The 21,592-nt window shown below is 58.1% G+C and carries 20 protein-coding genes; 10 read left to right on the forward strand and 10 right to left on the reverse strand.

All coding sequences use genetic code 11. The features are described from left to right. Positions 1-53 precede the first annotated feature (53 nt). A complete protein-coding gene (locus tag PREDE_RS01625) occupies positions 54-1,508 on the reverse strand; it encodes an aminoacyl-histidine dipeptidase (RefSeq protein ID WP_005843966.1) in 1,455 nt (484 codons plus the stop codon). Positions 1,509-1,520: 12 nt separating this feature from the next. Beyond that, positions 1,521-2,558: a lysylphosphatidylglycerol synthase transmembrane domain-containing protein gene (locus tag PREDE_RS01630; protein ID WP_005843964.1), complete on the reverse strand. Its 1,038-nt coding sequence runs from the start codon at positions 2,556-2,558 to the stop codon at positions 1,521-1,523. 899 nt (positions 2,559-3,457) lie between these two features. Between PREDE_RS01630 and rsmA the strand changes: the two genes are divergently transcribed. The 4 genes from rsmA (at position 3,458) to rsgA (ending at position 6,449) form a co-directional block, all read left to right on the forward strand. Beyond that, a complete protein-coding gene (gene rsmA, locus PREDE_RS01635; RefSeq protein ID WP_015298371.1) occupies positions 3,458-4,273 on the forward strand; it encodes a 16S rRNA (adenine(1518)-N(6)/adenine(1519)-N(6))-dimethyltransferase RsmA in 816 nt (271 codons plus the stop codon). Then, positions 4,270-4,746 (forward strand): GAF domain-containing protein, encoded by a 477-nt coding sequence (locus PREDE_RS01640; RefSeq protein WP_005843961.1) that lies wholly within the window; start codon positions 4,270-4,272, stop codon positions 4,744-4,746. The genes rsmA and PREDE_RS01640 overlap by 4 nt, the downstream gene beginning before the upstream one ends. An 82-nt stretch (positions 4,747-4,828) precedes the next feature. Beyond that, a complete protein-coding gene (frr, locus tag PREDE_RS01645) occupies positions 4,829-5,389 on the forward strand; it encodes a ribosome recycling factor (protein WP_015298372.1) in 561 nt (186 codons plus the stop codon). A gap of 127 nt (positions 5,390-5,516) precedes the next feature. Further along, on the forward strand, positions 5,517-6,449 hold the full coding sequence (gene rsgA, locus PREDE_RS01650) for a ribosome small subunit-dependent GTPase A (RefSeq protein WP_005843957.1): 933 nt from the start codon (positions 5,517-5,519) through the stop codon (positions 6,447-6,449). A 9-nt stretch (positions 6,450-6,458) separates the two neighbouring features. On the opposite strand, the gene PREDE_RS01655 is transcribed toward rsgA, so the two are convergent. The 5 genes from PREDE_RS01655 to PREDE_RS01675 all read right to left on the reverse strand — a co-directional run bounded on the left by PREDE_RS01655 (position 6,459) and on the right by PREDE_RS01675 (position 12,671). Then, entirely contained in the window at positions 6,459-7,391 is a 933-nt protein-coding gene (locus PREDE_RS01655) for a DNA/RNA non-specific endonuclease (protein ID WP_005843955.1), read from the reverse strand. Between the two features lie 99 nt (positions 7,392-7,490). Beyond that, positions 7,491-7,742, reverse strand: coding sequence for a type B 50S ribosomal protein L31 (locus tag PREDE_RS01660; RefSeq protein ID WP_005843953.1), 252 nt, complete (start codon positions 7,740-7,742; stop codon positions 7,491-7,493). A gap of 202 nt (positions 7,743-7,944) precedes the next feature. Further along, the gene (locus PREDE_RS01665; protein WP_005843950.1) at positions 7,945-9,282 is read right to left on the reverse strand and encodes a hypothetical protein; all 1,338 of its coding nucleotides are present in this window, start codon (positions 9,280-9,282) and stop codon (positions 7,945-7,947) included. A gap of 15 nt (positions 9,283-9,297) precedes the next feature. Continuing rightward, the gene (locus PREDE_RS01670) at positions 9,298-10,152 is read right to left on the reverse strand and encodes a DUF5689 domain-containing protein (protein WP_005843949.1); all 855 of its coding nucleotides are present in this window, start codon (positions 10,150-10,152) and stop codon (positions 9,298-9,300) included. Positions 10,153-10,166: 14 nt separating this feature from the next. Beyond that, positions 10,167-12,671: a TonB-dependent receptor gene (locus PREDE_RS01675; protein ID WP_005843947.1), complete on the reverse strand. Its 2,505-nt coding sequence runs from the start codon at positions 12,669-12,671 to the stop codon at positions 10,167-10,169. A 146-nt stretch (positions 12,672-12,817) separates the two neighbouring features. Between PREDE_RS01675 and PREDE_RS01680 the strand changes: the two genes are divergently transcribed. From PREDE_RS01680 to udk, 3 genes are all read left to right on the forward strand, one after another. Next, the gene (locus PREDE_RS01680) at positions 12,818-13,867 is read left to right on the forward strand and encodes an endonuclease/exonuclease/phosphatase family protein (protein WP_005843944.1); all 1,050 of its coding nucleotides are present in this window, start codon (positions 12,818-12,820) and stop codon (positions 13,865-13,867) included. A gap of 127 nt (positions 13,868-13,994) precedes the next feature. Then, positions 13,995-14,519 (forward strand): uracil-DNA glycosylase family protein, encoded by a 525-nt coding sequence (locus PREDE_RS01685; RefSeq protein ID WP_044126883.1) that lies wholly within the window; start codon positions 13,995-13,997, stop codon positions 14,517-14,519. A gap of 90 nt (positions 14,520-14,609) precedes the next feature. Further along, the gene (gene udk / locus PREDE_RS01690) at positions 14,610-15,236 is read left to right on the forward strand and encodes a uridine kinase (protein WP_005843939.1); all 627 of its coding nucleotides are present in this window, start codon (positions 14,610-14,612) and stop codon (positions 15,234-15,236) included. A gap of 208 nt (positions 15,237-15,444) precedes the next feature. On the opposite strand, the gene PREDE_RS01695 is transcribed toward udk, so the two are convergent. Then, a complete protein-coding gene (locus PREDE_RS01695) occupies positions 15,445-16,080 on the reverse strand; it encodes a DUF308 domain-containing protein (RefSeq protein WP_005843937.1) in 636 nt (211 codons plus the stop codon). A 212-nt stretch (positions 16,081-16,292) separates the two neighbouring features. Here PREDE_RS01695 and PREDE_RS01700 point away from each other — a divergent pair, with 212 nt between their 5' ends. The 3 genes from PREDE_RS01700 to PREDE_RS01710 are packed head-to-tail and all read left to right on the forward strand — an operon-like array spanning position 16,293 to position 18,572. Next, positions 16,293-17,081 carry a type II restriction endonuclease gene (locus PREDE_RS01700; protein ID WP_005843933.1) on the forward strand — a complete coding sequence of 263 codons (789 nt, stop codon included), beginning with the start codon at positions 16,293-16,295 and terminating at the stop codon, positions 17,079-17,081. A gap of 18 nt (positions 17,082-17,099) precedes the next feature. Beyond that, positions 17,100-18,014: a DNA adenine methylase gene (locus tag PREDE_RS01705; RefSeq protein ID WP_005843931.1), complete on the forward strand. Its 915-nt coding sequence runs from the start codon at positions 17,100-17,102 to the stop codon at positions 18,012-18,014. A gap of 51 nt (positions 18,015-18,065) precedes the next feature. Then, on the forward strand, positions 18,066-18,572 hold the full coding sequence (locus PREDE_RS01710) for a histidine phosphatase family protein (RefSeq protein ID WP_005843929.1): 507 nt from the start codon (positions 18,066-18,068) through the stop codon (positions 18,570-18,572). Between the two features lie 203 nt (positions 18,573-18,775). Here PREDE_RS01710 and PREDE_RS01715 read toward each other — a convergent pair whose 3' ends face one another. Then, complete coding sequence (locus PREDE_RS01715) at positions 18,776-19,831, reverse strand: hypothetical protein (RefSeq protein ID WP_005843927.1); 1,056 nt, start codon at positions 19,829-19,831, stop codon at positions 18,776-18,778. A gap of 239 nt (positions 19,832-20,070) precedes the next feature. Further along, positions 20,071-21,564, reverse strand: a complete 1,494-nt coding sequence (locus PREDE_RS01725) for a RagB/SusD family nutrient uptake outer membrane protein (RefSeq protein ID WP_015298374.1) — start codon at positions 21,562-21,564, stop codon at positions 20,071-20,073. Positions 21,565-21,592 lie beyond the last annotated feature (28 nt).

Here is a 21,592-nt window from a genome sequence, read left to right on the forward strand (position 1 = left end):
ACGGTTGCCGTTTTGACACAAACCGCCCGACGGGGGCGGATTACCGTGTCGGTTTACTTCTCGGGCACCTCTTCGAGGGCCTGGGTGAGCAGCCGCCAGAAAGGCTCGGCCGTGGCAATCTCAAAGCGTTCGCTCGTGGTGTGCGGACTGCGAAGCGTGGGCCCGAGGCTCACCACGTCGAGATGGGGATACTTGTCGAGGATGATGGAGCACTCCAGACCGGCGTGATCCACCTGCACGAGGGCCTCCTGGCCGGTCTGCTCGCGGTAGATCTTCTGGAGCATTTTCAGGATTTCGCTGTCCGGGTTGGGGTCCCAGCCGCCATAACTGCCGCTGAATTCCACCTTCATGCCGGCCATGCTGAAGCAGCTTTCCAGCTGGGTGGCCACCACCTCTTTCATGTCCTCGCGGCTGGAGCGGGCCAGAATCTTGATGGCAGCCTGGCCTCCGCCGATGTTGATGATGGCCAGATTGCTCGACGTTTCCACCACGTCGGGGTAGACGGGAATCATGCGCACCACGCCGTTGTGGCAGGCATAGATGGCATCCACAAGGTTGTCCTGAATCTCTGCGGGCAGCAGAGTGGCGGGTTTCTCGGCCGGTTCGCAGAAGAATTCCACGCCCGACTCGATGGTTTTATACTCGTCCTCGATGGCCTGCCGCTGTGCTTCGACCAGCTTCTTCAGTCCCTCGACGCTGGCTTGGGGCAGGGCCAGCACCACCTCGGCCTTGAACGGGATGGCGTTGCGCATGTTGCCGCCCTCCCATGAGGCCAGTCTCGCACCCAGTGTGGCGATGGCCTTGCGCACGAGACGCACCATTTCCTTGTTGGCATTGGCGCGGCCCTCGTTGATTTCCAGCCCCGAGTGGCCGCCGCGCAGCCCCTTGAGCGTCACCTTGACGGCAGTCTCCTGGTCGTTGTCCACCTCTTGGTAGCCCAGTGTGGCCGTTACGTCCAGTCCGCCGGCCGAGCCAATGACAAACTTGCCCCAGGTCTCGGAGTCGAGGTTTATCAGGATGTCGCCGTTGAGCTCACCCTCGGGCAGCTCGTTGGCCCCGTACATGCCGGTCTCTTCGTCGCGGGTGATGAGTCCCTCCACGGGCCCGTGCTTCAGGTCCTTGGCCTCCATGATACCCATGATGGCGGCCACGCCGATGCCGTCGTCAGAGCCGAGCGTGGTGCCTTTGGCGTGCACCCACCCGTCTTCGACGTAGGTTTCGATGGGGTCGGTCTCGAAATTGTGGGTACTCTCGGGCGATTTCTGCGGCACCATGTCCATGTGAGCCTGCAGCAGCACCGTCTTGCGGTTCTCGTATCCCGGGGTGGCGGGCTTGCGCATCACGACGTTTCCGGCAGGGTCGACGAAGGCTTCCACCCCCGCTTGCCGGGCAAAGTCGAGTAGAAACTGCTGCACCTTTTCCATGTGGCCCGACGGACGGGGAATCTGGGTCAGGGCATCGAAGTTGCGCCAGATGGCTTCCGGCTTCAGATTGCTGATTGCACTCATATTCGGTTCAATTTAAAAGTTAAAGGATGATCTGTTGTTGGTTCTCGCTGATGGGAGAGGCCGCACCCGTTTCCTGCTGAACGACAGGGCCAGCCAGGCGTAGACACCCAGCAGAACGACGAGCAGCGTCTGTATGCTGTGCACGATGAGCACGAAGAAAAGGGCGTCGGTGGAGGCTACGCCATAGAGCATGAGCATGGTCTTGACGGCGAAATGCCAGGGTCCCGCCCCGTTGGGCGTGGGCACTACCACGGCAATGGAGCCCACGATGAAAGTCACCACGGCACAGGCAAAGCCGAGGTGAGCCGTGGCCTCGAAGCAGAAGAAGGTGAGATAGTAGTGCATGAAGTAGCAGCCCCAGATGGCCAAGGTGAAGAACACAAAGAGGGGCACGTTGCTGATGTGCCTCACCGAGCCGATGCCTTGGAGCAGTCCGCGGAACATGTCTTTCACCTTATTATATATAGACATGCGGCGCAACAGGAAATAAACCAGCACCAGCACGGCCACGCCGCAGATGCCCGTGACCAGCCATCCGGCCGAGGAGAAGCCGGCCAGAATCTGGTCTACGCGCGTGCCGGTGGTCTGGAAGAACTTGTCGAACACGGCAAACTGTGACAGAAACGTGAGCCCGATGATGGCCATCACGAGCAGCGAGTCGATGGCCCGCTCGGTGACCACCGTGCCCAGGGCCTTGGGAAACGACACGCCGTCCCACCGACGCAGCACGCCGCAACGTGCAAACTCGCCCACACGCGGCACCACAAGACTTGTGGCGTAGGAGAGAAAGACGGAGTAGACCGCCGTCGACGCGCGCGGATGCTCGCCCACGGGCTCCAGCGTCTGCCGCCACCGCCAGCCCCGAAAGGCCTGGGCCAGGATGCCGAAAGGGAAAGAGAGCAGCATCCACGCCCAGTTCATCTCGTGGCGTAGCACGTGCTCGATGCGCCGGAAGTCGAAGCCGCGGTACATCCAGTAGAGGATGGCGCCGCCCAGAAGCAGGGACAGGGCTATCTTCAGCAGGTTGTTGATGGTCTTTTTCGTCTCCATTCGAGAGACAAAGATAGTGGAAATCGGGCGAACGGCAAAGGAATTGCCCGATTTTTACATGCTTTTGTTTTCCCGCCAAACGGCTTGACATGGGTCAAACCGTTTGATTTTAGTCAATAAAACGGGGTAAAAGCAGAGTTGGAAGCCATAATTGTTTGCGTGCACAGTGTTTCTTCGTACCTTTGCAACGTCGAAAGGAAAAAGATATTTTCAGACGATGGCAACCGCATCGGGCGGTGCCTTTAAGGATAACAAAGAAGAATAAATTAAGGAAAGGAAAAAGATTATGAGTATGATTTCGTTTATCACAGTTACGATTGTTGCTTTCATCGGTGCTTCTGCACTGGCTCTCATCATGGACAAGATGGTGGAAGGCCGCAAGTAACGGTCACTTTCAAGTAAAAAAAGTAGTTTATTTCATATAGACAGCGGGAATCGGCCAACGCCGGTTCCCGCTGTTTGCGTTGTGTGCGGGCGGGTACGGATGCAGGTCGGGCGGCTGCTCGGGGCTTGGTTGCTTGCGGCCGAAGCGGAGTGTCGGCCGCAAGCACCGTGCGGCAACGCCCTGATGGCCTTGCGTTTGCACTGTAATGGGCCCCCGATTGCGCCGTAAACGCGATGCGTTTACGGCGCAAAGGCCACGCGTTTGCGGCGCAATGGTACTGCGGGCAGCCCGGCATCCCCCGGCCGTGCGGCTTTGGCCCCCGCCATGCCCCGGGTTGGCGGCCCTGCCCCTGCGCGTCCGGCGGCCGGCCATGGACGCATGGGCCGGTCGCCGGGGCCTTTTGGCGCGGCAGGGTAGAAATATGGGCCGCGAAACGTGGGTTGTGATTTATTTTTCGTATTTTTGCGCCTACGTAGCGGCTGCACTCCGCAGCCCTGGCGCTTATTCAAACAAAATGAAGCAAGTCAAGCCGAAGAAGAACCTGGGCCAGCACTTCCTGACCGATTTGAACATAGCCCGGCGCATCGCCGACACGGTGGACGCCTGCCCCGGTATTCCCGTTCTTGAGATCGGGCCGGGCATGGGCGTGCTCACCCAATACCTGGTGCAGAAGCCGCGGGAAGTGCGGGCGGTGGAGATCGACAGCGAGAGCGTGAGGTATCTGCACGAGGCCTACCCCCAACTGCGAGACCGCATCATTGGTGAGGATTTCCTGCGCATGGACCTCGCCCGCCTTTTCGACGGACAGCCGTTTGTGCTCACCGGCAACTATCCCTACGACATTTCCTCGCAGATATTCTTCAAGATGCTCGACAACAAAGACCTTATTCCTTGCTGCACGGGCATGATTCAGCGGGAGGTGGCACAGCGCATGGCCTCTGCGCCGGGTACCAAGGCGTATGGCATTTTGAGTGTGCTCGTCCAGGCTTGGTACGATGTGGAGTATCTGTTTACCGTGGACGAGGACGTGTTCAACCCGCCTCCCAAGGTGAAGAGCGCCGTCATTCGCATGACGCGCAACGCCGTCACGTCGCTGGGATGCGACGAGACGCTGTTCAGGCGGGTGGTGAAAACCGTGTTCAACCAGCGGCGCAAGATGCTGCGGGTGTCGCTGCGTCAGTTCTTCTCCAAGGCGTCGATGCCCGGCCCCGACTTCTTTGCCCGCGACATGATGACGCGTAGGCCGGAGCAACTCTCCATAGCCGAGTTTGTGGGGCTGACCAACTGGATTGCCGAGGAACAGGCCCGGCGGAAAGGAGACGAAGCATGACCGACAAGGCGGGTGCCTATGCCTTGCTGCTGAAGCAGCTGGCCGAACTCGTGCGAGGAGAGACCAACGAGACCAGTGTGCTGGCCAATGTGGCGGCCGCCATCCACCAGGCGTCCGACCGTTTCTTCTGGACGGGTTTCTACATGCAGCAGGAATCGGGGCAGCCCCTGCGCCTTGGCCCGTTCCAAGGGCCGCCGGCATGCTATGCCATTCCCGTGGGGCGAGGGGTGTGCGGCACGGCCTTTGCCGAGCGGCGCACGCTCGTGGTGCCCGACGTGGAGCTGTTTCCCGGCCACATTGCCTGTAGCAGCTTGTCGCGTTCGGAGATTGTGGTGCCTGTGTTCCGGCCGGGGGGCGAGCCCGTCGGGGTGCTCGACATCGACAGTCGGACGCCCTGTGCGTTCGACGAGACCGACACCCGTTGTCTCGAAGAGGCCATGCGGCTGATGGCTGCAGAAATTTATGCCGGCTGAAGGAAAAAGCCAACGCAGTGCTTGCACGTTTCTAAATAAATCTCTATATTTGTACACCGTAAATTTAACAAAAGAAAAAGATATGATAGACGTAAAGAAAACCCTGAAGGATGCCGAGGACAAGATGAGAAAGGCTTCCGACTATTTGGAGGAAGAGCTGGCGCGCATCCGCGCCGGCCGCGCCAATGTGGCCATCCTTGACGGCGTTCGCGTGAACGCCTATGGGCAGATGGTGCCTCTGAATCAGGTGGCCAACCTGGCTGTGCCCGACGCCCGTACCATCACCATCCGGCCCTGGGACCGCAAGCAGATTCGTGACATTGAGAAAGGTATCATGGATAGCGAGGTGGGCGTTACGCCGGAAAACAATGGCGAGATGGTGATTCTCCACCTGCCGCAGCCCACCGAGGAGCGGCGCAAGGAGCTGGTGAAACAGTGTAACAAGACGGGAGAAGCTACCAAGGTGCAGGTGCGCAACATCCGCGCCGACTTCAAGGACAAGCTGAAGAAAGCCGTCAAGGACGGCTTGTCGGAGGACTTGGAGAAGGATGCCGAGGCCGACTTGCAGAAACTGCACGACAAGTATATCAAGGAGATTGACGGCATACTGGCCAACAAGCAGAAAGAAATCATGACCGTATAATGTGATGGAGGAGTTAGGGAGTTAAGGAGTTAGGGAGTTAAGACATAAGTATTGCTCACCGCAAAGGGCCATGTGTCTTAACTCCCTAACTCCTTAACTCCTTTAACTCCCGGCCATCTATGGACAGATGAAAGGGATCGTTGTCAAGAATACAGGCTATTGGTACACGGTGAAGACCGACGGGGGGCGGATGGTCGAGAGCAAGATCAAGGGCAATTTCCGGCTCAAGGGCATCCGCAGCACCAATCCCGTGGCCGTGGGCGACCGGGTAAAGATAGTGGTCAACGAGGAGGGAACGGCCTTTATCACCGAGATAGAAGACCGGCGGAACTACATTATCCGCAAGTCGCAGAACCTCTCCAAGCAGAGCCATATCCTGGCGGCCAACGTGGATCAGGCCTTTCTTCTGGTCACCGTGAGCCATCCGCAGACCTCCACAACCTTTGTAGACCGCTTCCTGGCATCGGCCGAAGCCTATCGGGTGCCGGTGGTATTGATATTCAACAAGAACGATTTGCTGAACGAAGAAGAGCTTCGCTGCCAGTCGATGATGGTCGGCCTCTACGAGGCAATAGGCTATGAATGTCGCGTGATTTGTGCGGCCGACGGCAGCGGGGTGGGGGAATTGTGCCCGCTGCTGCGCGACAAGGTGACGCTGCTCAGCGGCAATTCTGGGGTGGGCAAGTCCACTTTGCTCAACCTCCTGATACCCGATGCACATGCCCGCGTGGCCGAAATCAGCGAGGCCCACGACGTGGGCATGCACACTACAACCTTTTCCGAGATGCTCGATGTGCCGGATGGCGGCTATCTTATCGACACGCCGGGTATCAAAGGATTCGGTACTTTCGACATGGAGCCGGAAGAAATCACGAGTTATTTCAAGGAGATATTCCAGTTTTCACAGGAGTGCCGTTTCAGCAATTGCACGCATACCCACGAGCCTGGCTGCGCCGTGCTCCAGGCTGTGGAGAACCATCACATCGCCCTCTCGCGCTATGAGAGCTACCTGGGCATGCTCAAGGACAAGGAAGAAGCCAAGTATCGTGAGAAATTTTAGGGACTGTGCTTAGTTCAGTCCCCATGAAACGGTGGAGTAGAAAGTCTTCTCCACCGTGTCTTCTGTGGCGTCGGGCAGGTTGCAGAAGAAGTCGATACCCGTTCGTTCCTCCAGTTCGTCTATTGAAATGGCATACCGTGACAGGCTGCTTCCGCTGTCCTTGCTGTTGGTAATCTGGTCGGTCCACAGGGCCACGGCCGAATAATTGCCGCCGTTCACCCGCAGCAGGGCCATGAAGAAATAGCGTGGCACGAGCAGTCCGTTGGCCAGTGTATGGTACACCTTGTTGTATCCGCCGAACGTTCCTCCGTCTATCGTTCCTCCCTTGCAGACGTAGAGCGTGTCGCAAGTCTTGGCCATGGCGCGCACTTTGGCCTCCATCCTGGCCCAGAGACCGGCGTTGAAGGCATTGAATTGCGGCTGCATGTTGGTCAGGAAGAACGTTTGGTAGTTGGCCTCTGAGGAGTTCAGCCTGTCGGCTGAGGGGCAGATGTGGCCGTGGTCGAACCGTTGCCCGTTGCTGTAGTAAGGGTCTTCGCTCCACTGCAGGGAGGCGTCGATGAGCGGATCCTGCGGATATTGGTTGTCGTCGCTCGTGTAACGCTGGGTGTTTTGCTTGAGCAGTTCTTGGGTAAGGATGTAGCAACTCCACCGCTGGGCACGCTTCTGGAAGTCCCATTCCGTGATGTAGTTCACCATGCCGTCCGCTGTCTTGTGAACGAGGACGGTGTCGGAGCCACGGTGCAAGGCTGGCATTTCCAGCCGTCGGTATTCTGACGGCGTGGCCGGATTGGCATTGGCGTTGGCCTGTACCGACGGTGTCGTGGGAGTTGTTGGCGTTACGGGGGTTGTGGGTTCCTCGTCAACTCCTCCTTCTCCGCCACATGCCGAGGCCAGCAGAAGCCCTGCGGGCAGGGCTATGAGCAAGGAAAACTTCTTCATCTTGCGTGCAGGGGATAAAAAAAGTGCGACAGGACGTATATGCAACTACGTCCGACCGCACTCTGTAATTCGTATATACAGTGGAATGTATGTCGAGTATTACTTCTTCAACTTACCGTAACGGTTCATGAAGCGGTCTACGCGACCGGCTGTATCAACCAGCTTACTCTTGCCCGTATAGAACGGATGTGAGGTGCTGGAGATTTCAATCTTAACCACAGGATAAGTTTCTCCTTCAAACTCTACAGTCTCGTTGCTCTTGCATGTGGACTGCGTCAGGAACATATCACCGTTGGACATATCTTTGAATACGACGGGGCGATAGTTGTCGGGATGAATACCTTTTTTCATTTTAATGCTCTATTGATGTTTGTAATGTGTACGTTGGAAGCTCATATAATAATAAGCGGGCACAAAATTACAAAGAATTCTGCAGCCCGCCAAATATTTCTATGAGTATTTGCCTTGTTTCAAGGCGTTTGCTCTATTACTTTAAGGCATGCACTTTGTTGCTTCAAATCGTGCGTTCTGTTGCTTCAAGTCGTGCGTTCTGCTACTGAGCGTAGGTGATGGTGATGGTCTGAACGCGTAGCTGCACACCGCCCTTGTCTGTCGAGAAAGTGTTGGTATAGGTGGCATTTGTGCCGTCGAATTTCACCGTTCCCGTGTCATTGCCCACATAATTGGTGCCGTTGTAGGTGTCGCAGGTAAAGACAATCTTGGCAATCTTGGTCTTGCAGGCAAACGTGATGGTGTTGTTGGCATACACGCGCACGCCTTTAGTGGCTGTGTAGAACTTCGGGGCGGCGGTGTTTGTTCCGGCAGCGAAGGTCAGTGTGGAGCCATCCGGGAGGGTCACGGTGCCCACATCGGCCGCATTGGCCAGCCCCAGCGTGTTCAGATCAATGGTTACAGTGGTGCTGCCGGCTGTCACATTCGGGGCCGTAGCGGTCACTGTCGTTCCGTCGATGGTGACGACTGTGCCGCCCGTGGGCGGGTTCGGGGTATCGCCTGTAGAGGATGCTTTCTTGCCGTTCAGCTCCACAATCTTGTTCTGTTTGGCAATCTCGTGGGTACCGTTATAGTTGATTAGTGCTCCCAGCACCACCACTTTGTCACCGTTTTTCAGCTGATCGGTGGCCGTAAACTTCTCTCCACCCAGTGCGTAGCCACGGTAAACCTCGAGCTTTCCGGCCTCGGTACCGTCGTCGGATATATAGTAGGTGGCGTTGCCATACTCGGTACTGATCTCGGGAGTACCCACTACAGTGCCGGCCACATACACGTTGTCGCTGGTGTAAGTGCCGGCGGTGATGAGTTGTTGGGCCTTAGCCACGTTGTAGGGTGAGGCCTCGGTACCCTCGCCGGCGGGCGCTGCGGTGCCGCCCGTTCCGCCGCCGCCGCTGTTGTTTCCCTTGCCGTTGATGGAGACAATCTGGCTGCCCTGGGTCACCTCGGGCGTGGCGTTGTACATGGTGAGCACGCCATAGACCACCAGTGTGTCGCCCACGGCAATCTCGTTGCCCGTGGCAAATTTCGCCCCGTTCAGGGCATAGCCGCGATAAACTTCCAGTTGTGTGGTTCCGCCCTTGGTGTCGGCCAGGAAGTAGGTGGCGTTGCCGTATTGTGTGCTAACCTCGCCCATCTTGGCGACGATGCCTTTCAGATACACCTTCGCCGAGGTGTAGGTTCCGGCCTTGATGATTTGCAGGGCCTTGGCCACGTTGTAGGGCGACGCCAGTGTACCCTCGCCGATGGGGTCGGTTGTGGTTTCGGGGGTTGTGCCGTTGCCGTTGTAGTTGCCGTTGTAGGGCATGGGGACGTCCTCACAACTGCCCAGCGTCATGACCGCCAGGGCCAGCGCGCATGCGTACTGAATCAATTTTTTCATCGTATCTTCGTTTTATTATTTTACTTCTTCCACGTCATCCAGCGTGCGGATGATGATTTCCCAGGTTCTGTTGTACCGTTTCATGATGCCCGTTACGTTGATTTTGCCGGTGGGCAGAGGGTTGGCGGCAAAGTCGGCATAGTTGCTTGTATAGAGCATGACGCTGTTGCCCAACTCGTTGAAGTAGACGCTTTTCGAGCCGCCACCGCCTCCGGGTGTGGCGTAGGTGGCCTTGCCGTCTGCCCCTTTCAGTGACACGTTGGTGAGTTTCACCAGTCGGCCGCCGTAGGTCAGCCCGTCATTGGCCGGTTTCCAGTTCTTGTCGAAGGCGACAGGCTCCACAGTTTGCGTCTTGCCCGTGAGGCGGAAGTGCTGGTTCCACAGCGCGCGGCTCATGCGGCTCACGTAGGTTGCTCCGCTGGCATTGGTGTAGGGCGTGCCTATTTCGGCCTGCAAACCGTAGTTGCCCACGTAAAGTCCCTTGAGGTCAATGATGATTTCGGCCCCCACCGGCAGTGTGCCGAAGAGACCTCCCTCGGCTACAGCTATGACGATGCCGCCCGTAGCGTCGGCCACGGCCAGCTCATTGTAGAGGTTTCCCTGGATGTCATTGCCCGTCACCATGGCCTTGATCTTCGTGTCTTCAGCGACTTGAGCATAGGCCTTGCCGTCGCGATAGTCGGTGGTGATGGCCGTCTTGTAGCGGTCTTTGAGCTCGGCAATGGTGATGATGTTGCTTTCGTCGATGTCCTTGTTGCCCACGCCGGCCTGCTCGGCTGTCGGTTGCTGTGCGTCCCAGTCGCCGTCCATGCAGCCCGTGGCCACGCAGCAGGCCAGGGCCAGCACCATGATATGATGGAATGTCTTCATTGTCTTGTTGCGGTTTAGAATTTGTAAGCGATGTTCAGCATGCCGTTGGCACCGAGGGCATAATACTTCTTTGGATTCTTGGAGAAACGGTACATGCGGCTGTTTCCCGACGAAGTGTAGTCCGAACGGCTCTGTTCGTAGCCGCCGGTTACTATCCGTTGATTGTTCAGAATGTTGCTCACCATGAGGTTGATGGACAGGCTTCCATGCTTCAGATAGATGCTCTTGCCGATGGAGCCGTCCAGCATCCATCCGCCCCGGCCCTTGTCTTGGGGCGACACGAGCAGGTTGCCGTTGCCGTCGGTACTGCCGATGCGTTGCAGAGCACTCTGGTAACGGTAGTAGGGCGAGTAGCCCAGGTAGATGCGATCGTACCAGTTGCCGTTCAGATCGACGAACCATCCGCCCTTATGATAGCTCAGCACGATGGCCGTGGCCGTGAGCGGCGTGCTGCTTTCACGCATGCCTTTCACCAGGGCCACGTCGTCGTTGTACACGCCCTGCGTGGAGTTGATGTAGCGAACGTGGGCATTACTGATGTTCTTGGCCTCGCTCAGCGTGCCGATGAGACGCAGGTTCAGGAACGAAGCCAGCTTGAAATCGAGGCCGCCCTCCAGTCCGTAGTACTCCTTGCGCAGCCCCGACAGCGAGTTGTAGGAGAAGCTGTTGATGTCGTCGAAGTAGAAGCACGTCCACTCCGTCACGTGTGTAATGTGGTTGTAGTAGGCGCTGAGGTTGGCATGCAACCAGCTGCCCAGATACTGATAGCCCACTTCACTGGAGAAGATGTGCTCGTTGTGCAGGTTGCCCACAAAGTCGTTGTTCATCTCGGGAGCCGTGAATGCCGTGGCGGCTGAGGGGGCGTGGCTCTCGTAGCCCATGCCCAGGGTGAGCGTGTTGCCGCGTCCCAGGTTGAAGTTGGCCCCGGCCTTGAAGCCGCCCTCCACGAACTCGGCTGTGCGGCTCTTGCCAAACGAGTTCTCGGCAAAGAGGCCATTGCGCATCTTGCCGTCGCGCTGCATCGACTGATAGCCCAGCCGAGCAGCCACTGTATAGTGCACGCTGCCGAAGGTTTCGGCGTAGTTGGTCCACAGTTGGGCGCGGTTTATAAAGATGTGATAGTCGTAGCCGAACTTGTCGCCCTTGCCCACCCCGGCGTTCGGGCGGTTCAGATCATACTGCAGTTTGTCCGACCCGGCGGCATAAGTGCCCAGTGCATAGTAGTTGATGTTGTGGTAGCTGCCGGCCCCCAGCATGTCCGACATGGTCTGATAGTGGCTGGCATCGTTGCGGGCCAGGAAGAAACCGTTGTTCCACACGCTCTTGGCCGTCATGCGTGAGGTGAGCGTCGAGGCCAGCGTCAGGTTGAGCACGTTGTTGTGCTTGGCCTGAATGAAGTACATGGCATCGGCTCCCTGCGCCGTGGCCTGCCGGTTGGCGTAGACAAGGCGGTCGAAGTTGATCTGCCGTGCAGCCTCGCTTCCCATCAGATAGTCGCGTGCCGTGAGGAAGTCCTGGTAGCCCTGGAGCGAGTTCATGGCGTTGGAACCCCACACGTCGTAGTAGCTCGACGGCAGCCGCTTCCAGTAGTCGGGGTGCGGATTGTCGGTCCCGTTGTAGTTGAGCTTGGTACTTGAGTACCAGCTGTACTTGCCAAAGAGCGACGTGGTGAGCTTGTTGTTGTCGTTGATGGCCCAGTCCCAGGTGAAGACGGCCGAGGGGGCGAAGTCGTTCACCACGCGGCTGTTGCGGCGTTTGCCGTTCTGATAGCCCCAGTAGGGATTGTACTGGTAGTCGTTGGCCAGCCAGTACATCTCGTCGGTCGAGGCTCCCTGCGTGGCGCGCTCCGTGGGGTTGCCCCAGGTGGAGAACGAGAGCGAGTGGCGGTTGCCCAGCAGTTTCTGCACGCCGAGGAAGTAGGAGAGGGCGTTGTAGAACGTGCCCGGCACGTATCCGCGGTTGGCCCATCGGTAGGTGACGTTGGCCGAGAGGGCCCATCCACGGCTGTTCAGCCCGCTGTTGTAGGTGTACATGCCGCGCATGGTATAGTTGCGGTTGGCGGCCGAGAGCGTGATGCGCTGGCCGGCGGCCATGCTTGCAGGGCGGAAATCGTAGTTGTTGGAGCCGCCGAGACCCGTTGCAGCGAAGTTGTTGGCTTCGAAAGGCAGGGCCGATTCCATGTTGCGCGTCTGCTGGTTCAGGCCGCCCACGAGCGAGTAGCGGAACTGTCCCGTCTCCATGTCGTTCACCGGAGCGCCGTTGATATAGATGTCGTTGTACTTCTGATTGAGGGCACGGTAGCGGAACCTGACGGGCGAGAAGAGGAATCCCACCCTGGAACTGTAGACGCTCGAATTGGAGTTGACGATGCTGATGCTCTGCTCCATGTTGTCGTCTTCGCCCAGCTGTGCCTCTGTGAACGTGAAGGCGGCCTCGCCTACATTGGTCGAGTCGCTTTGGGCGAACGCCACCGAAGCATAGCCTAAGGCCGTCAGGGCCAAGATAAGCTTTGTCTGCATAGTTGACTGAAGTTGTTATTGATAGTGATATATTTTTGCAAAGTTAGCGAAATATATCCTACTTCCATGCCCCTTTTTCCCGAAAAATTCAGGCGATAAGGCCTTTATCTCGAATTTAATTGCGATATTTGCACAAAATATAAGCCATGAACCCTAAAATCAACTTTGCATTCCTGGCCTTGCTCTTGCTGGCCATGCTCCCGGTTTCGGCCCAGCGCCGCTTCAATGTCTACGCCGTGGGCTTCTACAATCAGGAGAATCTCTTCGACACTTGCCACGACGAAGGCAAGCGCGACTACGACTTCCTGCCCTCCGGCTCCTACCGATGGGACGGACTGAAATACAGCCATAAGCTGCACAACATGGCCCGCGCGCTGAGCGACATGGGCACCTCGACGCTGCCCGGCGTGGGTTGCGCCGTCATCGGACTGGCCGAGGTGGAGAACGCCAAGGTGCTCGCCGACCTGTGCGCCCAGCCCGAACTGCAGGCCCGCAACTACCGGTTCTGCCACATCGAGGGCCCCGACCGCCGCGGCATAGACTGTGCCCTGCTCTACAACCCCGCCCTCTTCCGGCTGCGCGACGTGAAGCTCGTACCCTATGTGCCCACCGAAAAGCAGGACAGCGACTTTGCCACGCGCGGCTTCCTCACCGTGAGCGGCGAGCTGGCGGGCGAGCATGTGGCCTTCATCGTGTGCCATCTGCCCAGCCGTTTCAGCGGATCGTACTATCGTGAGGTGGGTGCCGCCCAGGCCCGTGCCGTGAAAGACTCGCTGCTGCGCGCCGACAGCGGATGCAAGGTGTTCGTCATGGGCGACATGAACGACGACCCCACCAACAAGAGCATGCACGAGATTCTCTCGGCCAAAGAGGAAATTGCCCTCGTGGGGCCCGGCGACATGTACAACCCCTGGTATAACGTGCTGGCCAAGCAAGGCACCGGAACTCTGATGTACCAAGGCTCGTGGAACCTCTTCGACCAGATTGTGATGACGCCCAACCTGCTCAATGCCAAGGGCTCCAAGGACTACTCGACGCTGAAATACTGGAAAAACGAGATTCAGCGCATGCCCTATCTCTTCCAGACCGAGGGGCAATACAAGGGCTCGGTAAAGCGTACCACGGCCGGCGGCAAGTGGCTCGACGGCTATTCCGACCATCTGCCCGTGTGCGTGTATCTGGTGAAAGAGAAGTAACGGCCGGTTTCACATGACACGGACAACGCCCGAGCTCCCCGTCACCGAGCCCTCGTCCATATCCGGCGAGGCCCCGGTGGAGACGCATCCTTTCACGCCTTTCCTCCCGTCCACGGCCCGGTTGCTCATGCTCGGCACCTTTCCGCCGGCCCCCAGACGCTGGTGCATGGACTGGTACTATCCCAATTTCACCAACGACATGTGGCGCATCGTCGGCCTTTGCTTCTTTGGCGACAAGATGCACTTCGTGGATTCGGCCCGCAAAACCTACCGGCTGGCCGAGCTGCAAGCCTTTCTGGCCGAGTGCGGCATAGCCATCTTCGACACCTGTCTGCGCATACGCCGCACCACGGGCACGGCCTCCGACAAGGACCTGGAGGTGGTGGAACAGGCCGACCTCGACGGCATGCTGCGGGCCCTGCCCCGGTGCCGCGCGGTGCTGGCGGCCGGCCAACTGGCCACGAGCATCTTCACCACCCACTACGGCATCGACGCGCGCCACCTCAAAATGGGCGGCCACGTGGACTTCTCGTTCGAGAACCGGGCCATCGGTCTCTACCGCGAGCCCAGCTCGTCGCGCGCCTATCCCATGCGCGTGGAGCAGAAGGCCGAGTACTACCGCCGCATGTTTCAGGACATCGGGCTGCTCTGACGGTCTGCTGTGCAATAGCGTTTGCTTTCACTCCACAACTCCTTTAACCCCATCACTCCTCTAACTCCTGTCTCCTTTACTCCTTAAAATATGGACAAGATAACGATAATCGGCATTGCCGGCGGCACGGGTTCCGGCAAGACCACCGTGGTCAAGAAGATTGTGCAGGCCCTGCCGCCCCACTATGTGGCCGTGGTTCCACAGGATTCCTACTACAACGACACCACCGCCATGACCGAGGACGAGCGGCGTGCCATCAACTTCGACCACCCCGACGCGTTCGACTGGAAGTTGCTCATCCGGCAAATCAGCGACCTGCGAGAGGGTCGTGCCGTGGAGCAGCCCACCTACAGCTACCTGCTGTGCAACCGTTTGCCCGAGACTGTGCACGTGGAACCCAAGCCCGTCATCATCATAGAGGGCATCATGGCCCTGCTCAACAAGAAGCTGCGCGACATGATGGACCTGAAGATTTTCGTCGATGCCGACCCCGACGAGCGGCTCATCCGCAACATTCAGCGCGACACCATCGACCGCGGCCGCACCGTCTCGATGGTGGTCGACCGGTATCTCAAGGTGCTCAAGCCCATGCACGAGCAGTTCATCGAGCCCACCAAGCGGCATGCCGACCTCATCATCCCGCAGGGAGGAGAGAACGTTAAGGGTATCGGCATCCTCTGCAAATACATCGAGGGACTGGTGCCCGTAGACGAGTAAACGGCCCGTGGCTCCGCAATGGCGGCTTCGTGGCAAAACGACAACGGCGTAAAGGCAATGCCTTTACGCCGTTGTCGCGTTGCGTCTGCACCGTAATCATTCGGCCATTGCGGTGTAATGATTTGGCGTTTTCCCGTGATGGCCCGCTGCTTCCTCGGCCGTGGCTCTGCCTTGGGCTGTTTCGGGCGGATGCGCACGGGGCTGGTCCCTACTGTTCGTCGGCCACATCGGTCGTCGTGGCCTCCACTTCGATGGTAGGTCCGCTGTGTGCTTTCTCGTAGCTGTTGCGGCACTGGCGCAGCTTGATGGCGTTCGTCAGCTCCACAACACCGTAGACCATCATGCCCCATCCGATAACCAGGAGCGGCATGGAGGCGATGGCGCTGGGCTTGACAACGGCCACAAGCCCTACGAGCAGTATCACGGCGGGCAGCACCCACCAGGCGCAGCCGATGTGGGCAAACTTGGTGGCCGTGGCCAGATTGAAGAAGAGGTTGAGCGCGCCCAGAATCAAGATGGCGGCCAGCACGTACACCAGTCCGTTGACAAACGTGTTGGGGGCCAGCGCCAGCATGCCGCCCAGGATGATGCTGCCCATGCCCACGATGGGGAACGACGGCGCGGGGGCGGCGAGCGGACGGCCCTGGGCGTCGTAGATTTCCACGTCGGGGCTCTTGCGCCGGGCCGAGAACCAGGCCACGCAACTGATGACACCCGAGATGAAAAACACGGTGCCGATGGTAATCGTCATCCACGTGACGGTCTCTTCGCGGTACTTGACCAGCAGTGCGCCGGTGGCAATGGCGCAGAGCGCACGGAAAATGCTGCTTTGAAATACTTTCATTTGTTGGGTCTGTTGTGTCTGTTTGTACAGGGCTGAACCAGCCGTGAGCTGATTGCAAAGTTACGATGAAAAGATGAAAAACGGCGGGAATTGCATGGAAAAAATGCCCTAAAAAATCGTTTCAATCGTAGTTGTATGTGCAGACAAAGTGTTACCTTTGCCGTGAAGACGCCCGATGGCGAAGTCTGGCGCATGCGAACAATCAGACAGATATGGACAAAACCACTTTTTTGAGGCTGCTCACGGAGGAGGTGAAGACCTATAGGGCTGTGCTCGAAACCGAGGACAGCGAATGGATAGTCAAGGGATTCATAGACGTGGGCCGGAACATATACACCATGACGAACGATACAAAGGTGGTCTCGAAGATACTCGAACTCATCCTTATCCCGAGGCTCGAGGCCTTTGCCGGGCGTTATGAGCTTGTGCTGGAGCTGCCCTCGGCACAGAATTTCTACCCTGACCTTACTTTCAAGGACGAGGACGGGCACCTCTTTGCCGTAGACTTCAAGTCGAGTTATTATGGTGACAACAATCGGGTGAACGGGCTGACGCTGGGCTCCTATTGGGGCTATTTCAGAAATCGAGAGGTCAAGAAGAATACCGATTATCCTTACAAGGACTATCAGTGCCACCTCGTGATAGGCATGCTCTACCGGCAGAGCCCCAGCCTTCAAGGTGAAAGGACGGTGTATCAGCTTGACGAACTGGACCGGATCAAGTCGGTTATCGAGCAGTTTGTCTTCTTTGTCCAGCCCAAATGGAAGATTGCCAGCGACAGAACGGGCAGTGGAAACACGAGAAATATCGGCGGTGTTGTCGAGATAGACAGGCTTGTGGAGGGCACGGGCCCCTTTGCCGGGCTGGGCGAAGAGGTGTTCGACCATTATTGGATGAACTTCTTCAATGCGGCCGATGCTGCGAAAGCCGGCATCGGAAGCCCCGTTATCACAATCTCGAGACCTATAAAAACTATCTGGATGCAGAGCGTCGGATTCTAACCAAATGGGGGAAATAGCATGCCGACGATTGTTCCACCGATAAAGTCGCAAGGTATCAAGACCAAGCTCGTGCCTTGGATTAACGATGTGATATTGGCCTCGGGCACCCCGCCGGATGCCCGCTGGGTAGAGCCCTTTCTGGGTACGGGGGTCGTGGGTTTCAACGCGCCCCTCCATGGAGCACACGTTGTTGGCGACACCAATCCCCATGTCATTCGGTTTTATCAGGCGGTACAACGCGGAGAGATTACGGCCTGCTCGATGCGCAGTTACCTTGAGCGGGAGGGGCGGCTGCTCCGGCAGGCCGATGAGAATGGCTATGCACACTATCGGCTGGTGCGCGACCGATTTAATGCCGAGCACAGTCCTTACGACTTCATCTTTCTTTCGCGTGCGGGGTTCAACGGGATGATGCGCTTCAATCGGCGTGGTGAATGGAACATCCCTTTCTGCAAGAAGCCCGGGCGGTTTGCGGCTGCTTACATCACCAAAATATGCAACCAGGTGGATCATGTAGCCCGTGTAATTCGCAGAAGTGAGTGGGAATTTAGGCAGGATTCTTTCTTGGAGACGATAGAACGGGCCGGGGATGGCGACTTGATTTATTGTGATCCGCCTTACTATGGCCGGTATGTGGACTATTATAATGGGTGGACGGCGCACGACGAAGAAGAGCTTTTCAGGGCCCTGTCAAGGACTCGGGCCAAGTTCATTCTCTCGACATGGCACCACAACGACTATAGGCCCAATGAGATGATAGAACGTTATTGGGATCGCTTCAACGTGATGACCAGAGAGCATTTTTACCATGGGGGAGGGAGAATAGAGAACCGACATGCCATGGTGGAGGCTCTGGTCTTCAACTTTGAATTGCAAAAGCAGACAAGTGCAGTGCCCTGTCGGCAGTTGGAATTGTTTGTCGAGGCGATATGATTCTTGAGGCATGGCTTTGCCATTAAGACGTTTTAAGAATAGGATTAAACGATGATTAAACTATATTTGGTGCGCCACGGCGAGACCGTGGACAACAAAGCGCAAATTATGCAGGGACAGATGCAGGGCGAACTCAACGAGACGGGACGGGCGCAGGCCCGCGAATTGCGGGAGCGGATGCGCTCGGAGCCGATTGATGCCTTTGTAGCCAGCGACCTGCAACGGGCGGTGCAGACCTGCGAGATTGTGGCCGCCCCGCACGGCAAGCCTGTGGAGACGACGGTGCTGCTGCGTGAGCGCGACTGGGGCAGCTTCACGGGGAGGTTCATTCCCGACCTGCAGAATGTTGAGTGGCCCGACGACATTGAGACGTTGGAACGGATGAAGAGCCGCGCGCGCAACTTCCTGACGTGGCTGAAAGTGGCCCATCCCGACCAGACGGTGCTGGCCGTGGGGCACGGCATCATCAACAAAGCCATTCAAAGTGTCTGTTTCGGCAAGCCGATGAACGAAGTGCCCAGGATGGGCAACGCCGAGGTGCGCGTGCTGATGTTCTGAGCACGTGGACGCATGGCGGGCCGGTGCAGGGGAATCCACATGGAAGAAAGGCTGCGCGGAACTTGTTGTCCGCAGCAGCCCTTCGTTCGTGATGTAACTCTCTAATCTGTAATGTAACTCTCTAACCTTAGATTCCTTACTGTCTGTATCTGTTTAAAGGTTCCTCTCTGTATTCATTCCGGTCCGGTTCGTCGGGTTGGGGTTTAGCGTCCGTTGCCGAAATGGCCTCCGCTGGGCCTGTTGCCGCTGCTGCCACCGCCGAAGCTACGCGCCGGGGCTTGGCTGCCGCCGCCGAAATTGCGCGAGGGCGCCGAGCCGCCGCTGCCGAAACTGCCGCCCGAGCGGGTGGAGGGAACGCCCATGGAGTTGCTGGGTGCAGAGGAGTTGCCGCCGCCAAACGAGCGGGTGCTGCCGTTGTTGTTCGGGGTGAAAGTGCGGCTGGGGGCCGATGAAGAGAAGCGGCTGCCAAAGGAGCTGCTGCTCGGACGGGTCACCGTGGCACGGGTGCTGCTCTGGCGACTGTTGCCGTCGAATGTGCGGTTGCTGCTGCCGAAGCTGCGGTTGCCGCCGCCGAATGTGCGGTCACTGGGCGTGATTGAGCCGCCGAAAGTGCGCGGGGCGTTGTTGCCGTTGCTGCTGCCGAAAGAGCGGGGACGGCCTTGCGGCTGTGTGCCGAAACGGCTGCCGTTGCCGAAAGAGCGGTTGCCCTGTGTGCCGAAGCGCGTTCCCCGGCCGAAGTCGCCCCGGTTGAATCCGTCGCGCATGCCCATGCGCTCCATGCCGTTGCGCGGCCCGCCGAAGCTGCGGCCATGGTACCAGCTGCGCCCGCCGTTCATGTACCAGCTGTGGCCACCGCGGTAACTCACGTAGAAGCCCGGCCGGCCGAAGAAGTAATAGTCGCGGTGCGGATAGCGGGCATAGATGCCGAAGTGCCAGTAGCCGGCGTCCCAATAGAGCGGACGATAGAAGTAAGCAGCGTCCACATACATGCGATACTGCCAGTCGAGCAGGATGTAGCTCAGGTCAAGATTGCGTTGCGACCAGTAGGCGCCGTAGAGATCGTTGTAGCTGTCGACCCTCATCAGGTAGTCGAGGTTGATTTCATAGGCAGCCTCGTACTGGTCGTCGGTCAAGTTGAGTTCGTAGGCCATCTTGTCGGTGAGGAAGAGGGCCTGCTCGCGGGCCTGCTCATAACTCATGGCCGATGCTTGGACTGTCATGACAAACAGTGCTGCAAGCGCTAACATGAACTTTTTCATATGCTCTGTCTTTTAGGGTTCTGTGATGTTGTCGGAGGCGGGAGGCCGTGGCTTCCCGTTCTTCACACTGCAAAATTAGCGGAAAACATGGGGTGGGGGAAAGGTTTTTCCCTATGTCGGCAGGGGAAAATCCCTAAAAGGAAAAGCTGGTTCGGGGGGTGTGGCAAGAAGAGAAAGACCAAGCGGAGGAATCTCCCCTTGGTGGGAAATTCCTCCGCTTGACGGTGAAAGAGGGCTTCTTAGTAGCCGTCGTTCTGCCACAAGATGCTGGTATTGTCGTAAATATCCATCTCGGTCTGCGGTATGGCGAAGATGGCGCGGTTGTTGTCCACCTGCTTGACATACTGTCCGTTGCCCTCGTCGCTCTGGGCAAAGAATTTCTGGTAGGTGGACACCATGTCGCCCCAGCGGATGAGGTCGAACCAGCGCAACCCCTCCCACATGAACTCAATGCGCCGTTCCTGCTTGATGGCTTCCAGGAAATGGGCCTGCGTGTCGGTCTTGCCGGAAGCAAGGGCGGGCAGTCCTGCACGCTGGCGCACCTGATTGACGTAGCCAATGGCGGTGGCCGTGGGGCCGTCGGTGGCGTTGATGGCCTCGGCCTCGAGCATCAGCACCTCGGTGTAGCGGATGACGGGCAGGTTGACGGCCCAGTCGGAACCCGACGTGGGTACCCACTTGCGGGCACGGCAGAACTTAGTGCACCAGGTGTAGCCGCGCGCCTTGGAGTCGGTGAGGTCGTCGACGGTGAACCATGCCTGGCGGCCGTCGCCCGGCTCGAACGTGCTCAGAAGGTCGGTCGACACCTGCATGGCAGAAGATGCGCCCCGGTAAGCCCAGCCACGATCGATGCCGCAGTCTTCCATCATCATCATTTCGCTGTAGTCCTGTCCCTCGGTCGACTGTCCGCCGACATACTGCACTTCCCAGAGCCGGTCGTTCTGTGGGTCGTTGTCGTAGGCGTCGCTGAAGATGCCTTCATAGTTGGCGGCCATCTGGTAGAGGCCGCTGCCGATGACGGCTTCCAGGTAGGGACGGGCCTCTGCGGGCTGGTTCATGAACATGAGGAGCCGGCCGAGGGCGGCATTGGCCGCCCATTTGGTCATGCGCCCCCTGTCGGCGCTGTCCCACGAAGACGGCAACAGGCTGATGGCGTTCTTGTAGTCCTTGACGGCCTGCTCCAGCGTTTCTTTCTGGGTGGAGCGTGCCACCTGGTGGGTTTCGGCCACGGTGTACTCCTTGTCGACGAGCAGGGGCACGCCGCCAAACATCTTGCCCATCGTCTCGTAGGCCCAGGCGCGCAGCCCGTAGGCCTCGCCCTTGATGGAGTTCTTCAGGGTTTCGTTGGAGAATTTCACGTTGTCGATGTGCACCAGAATGCTGTTTGTGCGCGAGATCATCTGGTACATGTAGTTCCACAGCTTTTCGGTGGGCGAGCAACTGGAGTTGTCGGTGAAGCTCTCGGCCCCGTCCGAGTAGAGGTTGGTGTTGATGCTGTTGGTCTCGTCGGAGCGTGCCGTGAGAAAGTGCAGGTAGCCCTTGTCGCCCTTGTAGCAGTCTTCCATGACGGCATAGGCGGCGGTGATGGCCTTGTCGAAATCGTTCTGCGAGGAATAGAACGTGTTGGTGGTGTAGGTGGATTCTGGTTCGGGAGACAGGAAATCGCTGCAACCCGCAAGCGTCAGGCTACTCAGAGCCAGTGCAGCCACACCTAATATATGCTTTGTTTTCATAAGATGGTTCATGGTTTGGTGAATGGAT

The sequence above is a fragment of the Prevotella dentalis DSM 3688 genome, from assembly GCF_000242335.1.
Lineage (GTDB): Bacteria > Bacteroidota > Bacteroidia > Bacteroidales > Bacteroidaceae > Prevotella > Prevotella seregens.